At 63.8% G+C, this 11210-nt stretch carries 9 protein-coding genes and 1 pseudogene; 3 read left to right on the top strand and 7 right to left on the bottom strand.

Translation table 11 applies throughout. The features are described from left to right. Positions 1–317 precede the first annotated feature (317 nt). Positions 318–944: a glutathione S-transferase family protein gene (locus AKN84_RS30560; RefSeq protein WP_050424213.1), complete on the bottom strand. Its 627-nt coding sequence runs from the start codon at positions 942–944 to the stop codon at positions 318–320. A gap of 250 nt (positions 945–1194) precedes the next feature. Between AKN84_RS30560 and AKN84_RS30555 the strand changes: the two genes are divergently transcribed. Then, the gene (locus tag AKN84_RS30555; RefSeq protein ID WP_050424212.1) at positions 1195–1974 is read left to right on the top strand and encodes a hypothetical protein; all 780 of its coding nucleotides are present in this window, start codon (positions 1195–1197) and stop codon (positions 1972–1974) included. Positions 1975–1999: 25 nt separating this feature from the next. Here the strand turns inward: AKN84_RS30555 and AKN84_RS30550 are convergent. Further along, positions 2000–2590: pseudogene (locus AKN84_RS30550) on the bottom strand (GNAT family N-acetyltransferase). Between the two features lie 118 nt (positions 2591–2708). Here AKN84_RS30550 and AKN84_RS50080 point away from each other — a divergent pair. Both AKN84_RS50080 and AKN84_RS30545 read left to right on the top strand, forming a co-directional pair. Further along, complete coding sequence (locus AKN84_RS50080; protein WP_283805548.1) at positions 2709–2837, top strand: hypothetical protein; 129 nt, start codon at positions 2709–2711, stop codon at positions 2835–2837. Between the two features lie 368 nt (positions 2838–3205). Then, positions 3206–3697: a hypothetical protein gene (locus tag AKN84_RS30545; RefSeq protein ID WP_128971286.1), complete on the top strand. Its 492-nt coding sequence runs from the start codon at positions 3206–3208 to the stop codon at positions 3695–3697. A gap of 18 nt (positions 3698–3715) precedes the next feature. On the opposite strand, the gene AKN84_RS30540 is transcribed toward AKN84_RS30545, so the two are convergent. The 5 genes from AKN84_RS30540 to AKN84_RS30520 all read right to left on the bottom strand — a co-directional run bounded on the left by AKN84_RS30540 (position 3716) and on the right by AKN84_RS30520 (position 11187). Next, entirely contained in the window at positions 3716–6166 is a 2451-nt protein-coding gene (locus AKN84_RS30540; protein WP_050424210.1) for a penicillin acylase family protein, read from the bottom strand. Positions 6167–6403: 237 nt separating this feature from the next. Continuing rightward, positions 6404–7906, bottom strand: coding sequence for a glycerol kinase GlpK (gene glpK / locus AKN84_RS30535; protein ID WP_050424209.1), 1503 nt, complete (start codon positions 7904–7906; stop codon positions 6404–6406). Between the two features lie 230 nt (positions 7907–8136). Then, positions 8137–9153: an SGNH/GDSL hydrolase family protein gene (locus AKN84_RS30530; RefSeq protein ID WP_050424208.1), complete on the bottom strand. Its 1017-nt coding sequence runs from the start codon at positions 9151–9153 to the stop codon at positions 8137–8139. Positions 9154–9169: 16 nt separating this feature from the next. Then, positions 9170–9943 carry an SGNH/GDSL hydrolase family protein gene (locus tag AKN84_RS30525; RefSeq protein WP_050424207.1) on the bottom strand — a complete coding sequence of 258 codons (774 nt, stop codon included), beginning with the start codon at positions 9941–9943 and terminating at the stop codon, positions 9170–9172. Further along, positions 9940–11187, bottom strand: a complete 1248-nt coding sequence (locus AKN84_RS30520) for an OpgC domain-containing protein (protein ID WP_050424206.1) — start codon at positions 11185–11187, stop codon at positions 9940–9942. The genes AKN84_RS30525 and AKN84_RS30520 overlap by 4 nt, the downstream gene beginning before the upstream one ends. Positions 11188–11210: the final 23 nt, after the last annotated feature.

The following is an 11210-nucleotide window of genomic DNA, read 5'->3' as shown; positions in this document are numbered from 1 at the left end:
GTCTCGATCGACCGTCGCCTGCACCGTATTCACCGATGTCGTCCTGGCGAAAGCCAGGACCCATCAACCACCGCATGCAGTGATGAACGGGACGGCGGCCCCAGCGTCGCTCAACAAATGAAATTCGGAGTAATGGGTCCTGGCTTTCGCCAGGACGACACTGAGCTTGCTGCACGGCATTTCTTCGTCATTCAGGGGCGGCCCGAAGGGCCGAGCCAGGAATCCATCGGGCCGCAAAACAAGCAGTGGAATGGATTCCGGGCTCTCGGTTCGCGAGCCCCGGAATGACGGCGGAGAGAGGTCGGCGATATACGCCCCTACCCCTTCGGCGGCGCCAGCGGCTGCACGATCTCCTGGAACGGCGGCAGCGCCTCGCAGCGCGCGGCGTGCGCTTGCAGCGCCGGGTAGCGCGCATCGAACAGATGCGGATGCGCCTCGCCGGTGAAGCGCAGCGCGCAGGCCACCGCGATATCGGCGTGACCGATGCGATCGCCCAGCCAGTATGGCGACGGCACCGACGCCCGCTCCTGCTCCAGCACCGCGAGCACGCCTGATATCTGCGCCTCGCAACGCTCGACCCAGAGCTTCAACTGCACCTTGCGCAGCACGCGCTCATAGACGAGGCTCACCGCCTTGTCGGCGAGCCCGGTTGCCAGTGCGGTGATGCGCAGATGCCTGCGCCGCTCGGCCCCCGACCGCGCGATCATCGCCTTCTCCGGCCCGACCAGCTCGTCGAGATAATCGAGGATCGCGCCGCTCTCGATCAGCGCCTCGCCGTCGTCGAGCACCAGCGTCGGCACCCGCCGCACCGGATTGTACGCCGCGACCTTCTCCGCATCGCCGAAGGTCGACCACGGCTTGTGCTCGAACGGCAATCCGTAGAGCCGCAGCGCGATCGCGGTGCGGCGGACAAAGGGCGAGTCGTACTGGCCGATCAGGAACATCTTTCATCTCGAAGGTCATGCCGCGGCAAGACGCGACCTACGAAAGCAGGGCTTTCGAGGTGCGGCGGCCAGGCCGGGGTCAGAGGTTGCACTTTGCACCATCGTAGATGGCTTGCGCTGCGTTGCAACACGCTCAATCACTTCACCCAGCTCCGCGCGGATACACTTAGACCAGCCCTCCCCTTGACGGCACCCAACTAGCAATTCAAAGTTGTAGGATTGGCCAATTGGTTATTTTACGGGGTAGTTGATGGGAATCGCGCCTATTGCGGTATCCGACTTGCGCCTAAACCTTGAACGCCTGCTGAGTTCAGAACCTATCCGAAAGCGGGCAGGCATTTCCTTTTCTGGCGGTGTCCTCACCTACTTAGGCAATAGGGATGACAATCTAGCAACGCTGCAACGAATTGCTTCTGACCTTAGCAATCGTCGCGTGGTGCTAAATGACGTCTGGAACAACGAGAAGAAGGGCCAGTATCTTGATCGACTAAAGAGTGAGGGAATGTCTATCGACAATGTTCCAGCACGCATTAGCCAGAAGACAGATAGTTTAGAGAATATCCCGTCTCCAGTTCGTCCCAAACGCAAAACCACAAAAGATAAGAACTTAATCTCGCACGCCGACGAGAATCCGTTTGTTAGGCATCCAAGTTTGGAGCGCGCCGAGAAGATTTGGAGGGAGCTACAATTTAGTCTGGAATTTGATGAGCATGACAACGCGATCGCAGTTCTCATGCGGGTCCTACTTGAAATAGCAATCAATCACTATGGCAAAGCGCAGGGATTAGTTTTTGGACAGAATGATACGTTTGCAAAAAAAGTATCTGCTGTGGCGGACTCAATGCTTAACCGCAAATTCATCGATAGTAAGGGAAGGAGCATCATTCGTAAGTTTGAGGGCGACAAACCTATCGTTTCTGCACACTCGATGCACCAGTATGTTCATAATCCCGATTTCCATCCGGCACGCTCGGATTTGAAGGCCATCTGGAACGTAATTCGACCGATAGTTATCAGTTCCGTCCGATAACAGACACGATTACAAACACCGTTGTTCACCCAATCACCGGCACATGCCGCCCCGCATCGCGCGGCAGTTTGCCGTTGAGCCTCGGATCATCCGCCACCTCGATCTGCCGCTTGAACGCGCGGAAGCCCGAGCGCTGGTAGAACGCGACCGCGGAGGGATGATCGAAGGTGCAGGTGTGCACCCAGAAACGGCCGACGTCGCGCGACCAGGCGATCTCCAGCGCGCGATTCATCAGGAAGCGCGCGGCGCCGGTGCCGATGAACTTTGCGGTGACGCCGAAATAGAGCAGCTGGCATTCACCGGGCACGCTGAAATCGAGCTCGAGCAGGCCTTCCGGCCATCCGCGACCAGCCCGTAGAGCTCGACGCCGGGCGCATGAATCCGCGAGGTGAGATCGGCGTCGTCGAGCCCGGTGCGGGTGAACCACAGCCATTGCTCGCCGACACGGCGATAAAATATCGCGATACCAGTCGAGCGCCGGTGGATCGACCTTGCGCAGCCGCCAGGCGCCGGGCGGATCGTCGCGCATCGGCGGGCGCGCGGTCATTTCCAGATGCGTGACGACGGCGGCGATCTTGCCGTGAGGAATGTCGGAGTAACCGTCAGGCAGCAGCATCGCGCGATCCCTGTTTGCGCATGATCCTGATCGGAAAACCGCTTCACACTTTTCCGGATCATGCTCCGGCGGGAGATATCCGCATGTCGCGGCAGATGCAATGCAACGCGGCGTAACAATGTTACCGATTTGTCCGCACGCCCGACCGGTCGAGACCGTCGAGCGGCGCACGCCGTCGCCGAACGGCAAGCTCAGCGACGGCACGCTGCGCGCGTTGCTGGCGCTGCAGGAGAAGCAGGAGAGGTAGATCGAGGCCGACGGCCACACACTCGGTGTCGTCCCGGCGAAGGCCGGGACCCATAACCACCGATGCCAATTGTTCTTGCGCGCTGGGGCCACAGCGCCGTTCAACAACAGAACCCTGTGGTAATGGGTCCCGGCCTTCGCCGGGACGACGGCGGAGTTTGTGGCGTGCCTTGCGGCTTCCCTTATCGCGGCGGCAGCGTGATCGCCTCCGCGGTCGCGGCTTCCACGGCCGGCCGGCCCATCGACGCAAATGACGCCGAAGCGGCATCCATCCAGCAAAACCGCTTATCAACCAATGATTGTATGATTCCGTTAAGCCACGGACTCTAGTTTCAAGTGCGAAATGGCAACCTTCCGACGGAGGCGAGTTTGTCAAATATCGAATCAAGTCCAAGCGTTGCCCGGGCCGCTCCTCGCCAATACTCCTTCGGCCAAGCAGCCATAATATTTCTGGTCGTCAATCCGCCGATATCCACGCCATTGTTCTTCCTGGCGGCAACGATCGCCAATCACGACTCGCTTGCTGACAAGATCGACGCATCCCTGGGAATGCTCCTCAGCGTCTATGGATGGCTCACCTGCTATGCCATCGGCATTGTCCCATCGCTCATCACCGCCCGGGCATATGTGAAGAGCTACGATTACCGGAGACCTGCCGGCCTCCGGCTCCTTGTCGCGACGCTGCTGGGAGCGCTTGTCTATTTGATCGTGTACCTGCTGGCCCTGTTCTTCCTCGAGGGCGGCAAGATCCTGCTCATCGACCTGGTGTTCTCGCTCTACGGCGCCGGTGCAGGCGCGGTGGCGAGTTTCATTTGCGCATTGATCATGGATACCTGCGTCAAGCCGATGTCGGCGAGGTGACGACGGTGGGGCTCCCCCTCACCGCGGCGTCAGCGTGATCGCCTCCGCTGTTGCGGCTTCCACCGCCGGGCGGCTGTAGAGCAGCGGGACATACTGGCCGGTTGCCCAGAGCGGCGCGAGGTCGCGGTAGTGGCCGCTGAAGGGATCGCCGGATTGACCTGGCGTGTTGACGGTGCGGCTCGCATCCCAATTGCCGACATCGAGCACCATGCGGAACGAGGCGCCCGAAAGGAGATGGTAGTCGGAGCGCCGATAGGTGGCGGCGCGCGGCACGTTGGCGGCGCCGCCGAAGGCGAGCGGGCCGACCGACATCTGCGCCGCGGTCGCCTTGTCGGCGAGCGGCATCAGCGCATGATCGAACTTGGCGACATGCAGGCGGCCCCAGCGCCACATGGACGCATCGCTCCCGAGCTTGTCGGTGACATCGGCGACGGCCGCGCCGAGGCTGTCGCGCAGCACGCGGTCACGCTCCGCTGCCGGATTGCTGCCGAGCGCGGCGTCGGGCTTTTCGAGATAGCCTGTTATGGCGGAGATGCTGGAGGCTTCCGGCGCGATCAGCTCGGCCGCCTTCGGCGCCGTGGTCTTGAGCAGCACCGGGCCGAGGTGGTTTGCGATCCACACTTCATAGACAGCGGCCGCGGCGCTGTCCTCGGTGTCGCGTGCATCCCATGCCTTGAGCAGGTCGAGACCCTTCTTGACGTTGGCATCGTCAGACGTGAGCGGCTTCAGCAGCGCGACGAGGCGCCGCGCCAGCATGCCGGTGTCGTCGTTCTGCAGCGCCATCGCATCCGCCAGAGTCACCTTGCTGTTCTTTTCAAGCACCTCGGTGATGCGCTGCCAGCGCGCACTGTCGGACCATTCGAAGCCGACCCTGCGTTCGTTGACGGGATAGTCCGCCGGCAGGTTCACCTGGTTGGCGGTGGCAATGAAACCCTGCTTCGGCTGATAGAGTTTCGGCAATTCGTCGAGCGACAGGAATCCCTGCCACTCGTAGCGGCCGTCGCCGGGCACCGGCATCAGCCCATCGAAGCTGGTGCGGCGCGGCGTCTTGCCGGCGGCGACCCAGCCGATATTGCCTGACGTGTCGGCATAGACCTGGTTCTCCGACGGCGCACCCCAGCGACGCATCGCGCCGAGGAAGCCGTTCCACGACTTCGCGGTCATGTAGTCGGACGAGCCGAAATAGGCCGAGGTGCCTGGCTCGAACCAGATCGAGCGCACGGCGAACGCATGCTTCTTGTCGGCGTCGACGAAGATCACCGGGCCGTGGCGGGTGAACTTCAGCTCGAGGTCGCGGTCGGCTTCGCCCTTCACCGCTTCCTTCTCATGCACGACGCGCATGTCCTCCCAGCCCGTGCCCGTGCCGTAGCGGTACTGGTTCGGATTATCAGGGTTGAGCTCGTAGACGTAGAGGTCTTCCTGGTCGACGTTGAAGATGGTGAGACCGAAGGCGATGGTGCCGTTGTGGCCGATCGAGATGCCCGGCAGCGCCGGCTCGCCGGCGCCGATCACCGAGATGCCGGGCGCATTGAGCCCGACGATGTAGCGCAGCGATGGCACCGAATGCTCGCGATGCGGATCGTTGGCGAGGATCGGACGTCCCGTCGCGGTGCGTGATGCGGCGATCACCCAGTTGTTGGAGCCGATGGTGTCGCGCTGCTGATCGGCCTCGGCGAGGTAGGTGTCGGGATCATGCGCCAGCGCCGCCTTCTGGTCCTTCGGGGCGGCGAACTTGACCGGGCGGGTGGCAAGGTCATAGGCCGCGAGCACGCCTTTCGGCACGCTGCAGGGATCGAGGCCGTCGGGGATCTTGGTGGTCCATTCCGGCTCCAGCTTGACGCGGAAGCGATCGGCATCGAGGCCGGCGGCGCAGGCGACCAGCGAACGCTTCACCTCGGAGGCGATGTTGCGCGTCAGGCCATGGCTGCGCACGCGCACGACGTCCTCCGCCGACCACAGGTCCGGCTTCGTGCCCGCGATCCTGAACTCGATCGGCAGCGGCCGCTTGCCCGCGTTGACGTCGGCGACATAGGCGTTGACGCCGGCGACGAACGCCTCGGCATAGGATTTCGCCTTCGGTCCGTAGGCGGCCCATTCCGCGGTCATGTCGCCGCGATAGAGGAACAGACGCAGCGCCTTGTCCTGCTCGGCATAAGCGGGGCCGAAGTCTTTCGCCAGCAGGCCGAGCCCGCGCTTGCGCCAGAGATCGATCTGCCAGAGCCGGTCGCGCGCGGCGTTGAAGCCTTGCAGGAAGAACAGGTCGCGCTCGTTGCCGGCATAGATATGCGGAATGCCCCAGACGTCGACCAGGATCTGGCCCGGCGCCTTCAGCCCGGCGACGTCGGTCTTGACCTCGCGCGCCGCCACCAGCGGGCTCGCCTTGTCGCGGGCGGCGGCGGGAGCGGCGAGCATCGCTGTGCAGAGCGCGGCAGTGAGTAACTTGGTGACGCGGTTGAGATCCGTGTTCATGGTTTTCTCCCGATGGTTGTTATTGATTATGCGACGTCTTGAGCCGCAGCGCTTGCGGGCCGCGACGAGCAAAGCTCGCGTTGAGAGGACCGGGGTGGGGTAAAGCCGCGATGGGACTTGGCATTATGTGGAAGGAGCCCCCACCCGCATTGCATCTCCGATGCAATGCGACCTCCCCCGCAAGCGGGAGAGGTGAAGCGAGCGTGCGGCCCGAGCGAAGCAGAACTTCAGCCCGCACTACTCCCCCTCGTCGCTCGCCAGCACGCCCTTCACGGCGCGAGCCCAGCCGGCGAGCTTGCGATCGCGGGTCGCCTCGCTCATCGCCGGGCGGAAGCGGTGCTCGAGCCGCCAATTGTCGGCGAATTTTGCAGGCTCCGGATAGACGCCGGCATCGAGGCCGGCGAGATAGGCCGCCCCCAGCGCCGTGGTTTCCTGGATCATTGGACGATCGACCGGCGCGTTGAGCAGGTCGGCGAGCCGCTGCATGGTCCAGTCGGATGCGGTCATGCCGCCGTCGACGCGCAGCACGGTGTTGGCGGCATTCGCCTCCGGCCAGTCGGTGCGCATCGCGGCCCACAGGTCGAAGGTCTGGTAGCAGACGCTCTCCAGGGTCGCGTGCGCGAGCTCGGCCGGGCCGGTGTTGCGGGTCAAGCCGAACAGCGCGCCGCGCACGCGCGGATTCCAGTACGGCGCGCCCATGCCGACGAAGGCCGGCACGAGGTAGACGCTCTGCATGCTGTCGGATTTGTCGGCAAGTGGCCCGGTCTCGGCGGCATGCTTGATGATGCCGAGCCCGTCGCGCAGCCACTGCACCGCAGAGCCGGCAACGAAGATCGAACCTTCGAGCGCGTAGGTGCGCTGGCCATTGAGCTGATAGGCGATGGTGGTGAGCAGCTTGTTCTTCGAGGCCACCGGCGTGGTGCCGGTGTTGAGCAGCGCGAAGCAGCCGGTGCCGTAGGTCGACTTCATCATGCCGGGCTCGAAGCAGGCCTGGCCGATGGTCGCGGCCTGCTGGTCGCCGGCGATGCCCGAGATCGCGATCGGGCCGCCGAACAGGTCCGCGGTGCTCTCGCCGAACCGGGCGGAGGAATCCTTCACCTCGGGCAGCATCGAGCGCGGCACGCGCAAGAGGTTGACGAGGTCGTCGTCCCAGGCGCCGGTGTGGATGTTGAACAGCAGCGTGCGCGAGGCGTTGGTCGCATCGGTCGCGTGCACCCGGCCGCCGGTGAGCCGCCACAAGAGATAGCAGTCGACGGTGCCGAACAAGAGCTCGCCGCGCTCGGCGCGTTCGCGCGCGCCGGGCACGTGATCGAGGATCCAGGCGACCTTGGTGCCGGAGAAATAGGGATCGATGATCAGGCCGGTCTTCGCCGAGATCGCGGGTTCATGGCCTTCGGCCTTGAGCTTGGCGCAGATGTCGGCGGTGCGGCGGTCCTGCCAGACGATGGCGCGGTGCACGGCCTGGCCGGTGGCGCGGTCCCACACCACGGTGGTCTCGCGCTGGTTGGTGATGCCGATCGCGGCGATGTCCTTGGCCTTCAGGCCGGCCTTCTCCAGCGCCTCGCGGCACACCATCACGGTCGAGGTCCAGATGTCCTCCGGCTCGTGCTCGACCCAGCCGGAGGCCGGGAAGTGCTGCGGAAACTCCTGCTGCGCGACCGCGGCGATGGAGATGTCGCCGCGAAACACCATGGCGCGCGACGATGTGGTGCCCTGATCGATGGCCAGCACGAAAGACATGAGCGTTTCCCTTGAGGCTTGGTAGCAGGCGCCAAGGGAGCGGATTACCGCGGCGAGGTCAAGCTGGAGGGCTTGGGGGAAGCTATAAGTCCCGTCATCCTAAGGAGCGCGAAGCGCGTCTCGAAGGATGGACGGCCACCAGCCGGGCCGTCGACCCTTCGAGACGGCCGCTACGCGGCCTCCTCAGGGTGACGGTGACAGACAAGATACCGGGAGAGGAGACCGGCCGATCACATCGGCCGGTAGGTCCGCACGTCAGACGGGACGTTGACGCCGATCTTGATCGCGCCGACCGAGCGGATGATGTCGTCGCCGAGCAACTGGGCGAAACAGGCATAGCCCCAGTCGTTCATGTGCAGGCCGTCGGCGATGACGAAGTCGTTGATCGGGATCGCCTGCTTCTCATGCCAGTCGCGCATCACCTCGAAGCGCGGGAAGATGCCGACATGGCGCAGCGTGGCGATGCGGCCGAGCAGCTTCACCATGCCGCGCGCGCTTTCCGGACGCTCGGTGACGCGCGGCGAATATTGCGGATCGACCAGCACGAGATCGGCGCCGTCGGCCTGGATGCGCGCCACGCCGTCCTCGACCTGCTTGGCGGTCTCGACGGGATCGAGGTTGCGCAGCACGGCGTTGGTGCCGACCTGCCAGATCACCATGTCCGGATGCATGTCGATCACTTCGGTCTGCAGCCGCTTCATCATTTCCGGCGCGTCCTCGCCGCCCTTGCCGCGGTTGAGCACTGTGATGTCGGCGGAGGGATACTGCCGGCGCAGCTGCGCGGCGAGCCGGTTCGGATAGGTGAATTCCGGTGCCGACGAACCATAGCCCTGGGTCGAGGACGAGCCGAACGCGATGATGACGACCGGCTTGCCGGCTGCGAGCTTGGCCGCGACATGCGGCAGCGAGCCGGTGGTGTTGGGCACGCCGGTCGGCTGATGACAGGGCACGCGGTGGAAGATGTCGGAGGCCGACCTCGCTACCTGCTTGACCTTGTCGAGCGCCTGGGAGGCAATGCCGGGCTGTTGCGGATTGGCGGCGTCGGCCGCCATCGTGGCGGGCTTGCCCGCATCAGGCCGTGCGGCGTCGGACTTTGTTGCGGCACCCGATGACAGCGCCGCATGCTGGTCGGCCTGGCCGGTCTGCGCACGCGACGGCGCGACCGACAGCGGCGCAAGCAGCACGAGCACTGCTGCGGCGCGCAGGCTCAGCCCTGCGCGAGAGCAAAAAGGGAAGGCGAAACGCATCACAACTCTGCTTCCTCTAATTCTGCTGCACCGGGCCCAGATGGGCCGCATCAATCACGAATTTCGCCAGTGCGCGGCCGAGACAGGCATGAACCTTCTTGGCCAGGTCGACACCATGCGCGGTGCTGAACAGGTCAAAATATCCGGCGTCGCTCCATTGCTTCATGATCGCGAACCGGTCGAACAGCGGAACGTCGTGCTGCTGCGCCACCACCTTGATATTGTCGAGATATGGCGGTGCAGAGATCATCGTCTCCGTGCGCGGGCTGTATTGCAGATTGACCAGCACCACGTCTGCCCCGGCGCCCCGCAGCGCAACAACGCCTTCGTTGATGGCGGTACGGAAGTCGTCGGGATCGATCGCTCGCATAGCATCGACCGTTCCGGTCTGCCAGATAACCAAAGTAGGCTTTTTTGCCTCAACAAGCTTAACAAGGGCTCCCGCGGTCTCTTCGGCGGTGCTTTTTGCCTGTAATTCTACGGATAAATCGATGGTTGCCGCCGGAAACGCCTCCTTCAGCGCCGCCTGCAGCGTGGCCGGATAGGCGCTCGCCTCGTTGCCGGGGATAGTCGAGGAGCGGCTGCCCACCACCAACACGTTGAGCGGCTGATTGGCCTTCACCGCATCGGTGACCTTCGGCAGCGAGCTTTCGCTGGTCAGGAGATAGGCGGGCACGTCGCAGGGCGGTGCCGGTGGTGCGGGCTCGGGGGTGTCGCCGGCGCGCGCGGGCGCCGCCGCCAAAGTGGCGGCCAGCAACATCAGGCCCAGCATCGTCCGCGCGGACTTCATGCTCCCCCTCCCGCCAGATCGGCGTTGCCGTCGGCACCTTTTTTCGAGGCGCCTTTGTCGGCGGAGTGCTTGTACCACGAAATAATCCACGCCATGCCGCACATGATGAGGATGCCGCAGACGCTGATCAAGGCGTGCAGTGCAGCACCGCCCGACACTTCGGCCAGCACGAAGTGTCCGGCAAAGGCGAGGAAGACCCCGAGACAGAATATCTCAAGCGAATGCTGGCCACACAGGATCAATGGTCGCAGCCAGCGCGATTTCAACCCCGGCCAATCCCGGGGCAGGAAGCGCACGGTGAGGGCTGCGAGCGCCAGGAAATGCGCGAACCGCAACACGTCGAGGTCGGTCTTGTTGATCGGATACATCCACTGCTCGATCACCTTCGGCATGATGTGGCCGAGCTGCGGCACGTACCAGGTCAGGGTCACGAAGAACGCGGCGACGAGATAGACGATGCAGATCCACATCGTGATGTTCGACGACAGGATCCGCGACATCCGCCGCGCGCCGCCGAGCGCGCACCAGGCGCCGAACACGAACAGCAATTGCCAGGCGAACGGATTGAACGCCCAGAAGCCGTTCGGATAGGCCGAGAGGTAAAGATCGAACTGCCAGGTCAGCGCGTAGAGCAACACCGACAGGCCGAGCGTGACATCGGGCTTCCACTTCATCAGCCACAGGATCAGCGGCAGGAACAGCATCAAGACAATGTAGAGCGGCAGCACGTCCATGTTGACGGGGCGGAAGCGCAGCAGCAGCGCCTGCACGATGGTGACGTCGGGCTGCTTGAGGAAGTCCATGATCCCCATTTCCTCGCTGTAGAGCGGGTTCTCGAACGAGGTCGCGACATAGGAGATCTCGGCGAGGAAGATCGTGAACAGGAAGACATGCGCGACATAGATCTGCCAGACCCGGCGCAGGATGCGCGCGGTCGCGATCACGAAGCCGCCCTCCAGCATCGCGCGGCCATAAACGAAGGCTGCGGTATAGCCGGAGATGAAGATGAAGATCTCGGTGGCGTCGGAGAAGCCGTAATTGCGGATCGTCAGCCAGGTCAAAAGATTGGTCGGCAGATGATCGATGAAGATCAGCCACAACGCGAGCCCGCGGAACAGATCGAGCCGCAGCTCACGCTCACCGGTCGCCGGCAGCGTGATCGCGGGCGCCGCCGCCGCAACCTTCGCCTCGGCTTTGGCCTCAGCCACCGGCGAACCGGCTATGGGATCGGCAATCGAGCTCATCAAACACCGTGTCAGCTGCGGAC

Origin of the sequence: Bradyrhizobium tropiciagri (assembly GCF_001189845.1) — a bacterium.
GTDB lineage: Bacteria > Pseudomonadota > Alphaproteobacteria > Rhizobiales > Xanthobacteraceae > Bradyrhizobium > Bradyrhizobium tropiciagri.
This window is presented reverse-complemented; position numbering and strand designations above follow the sequence as displayed.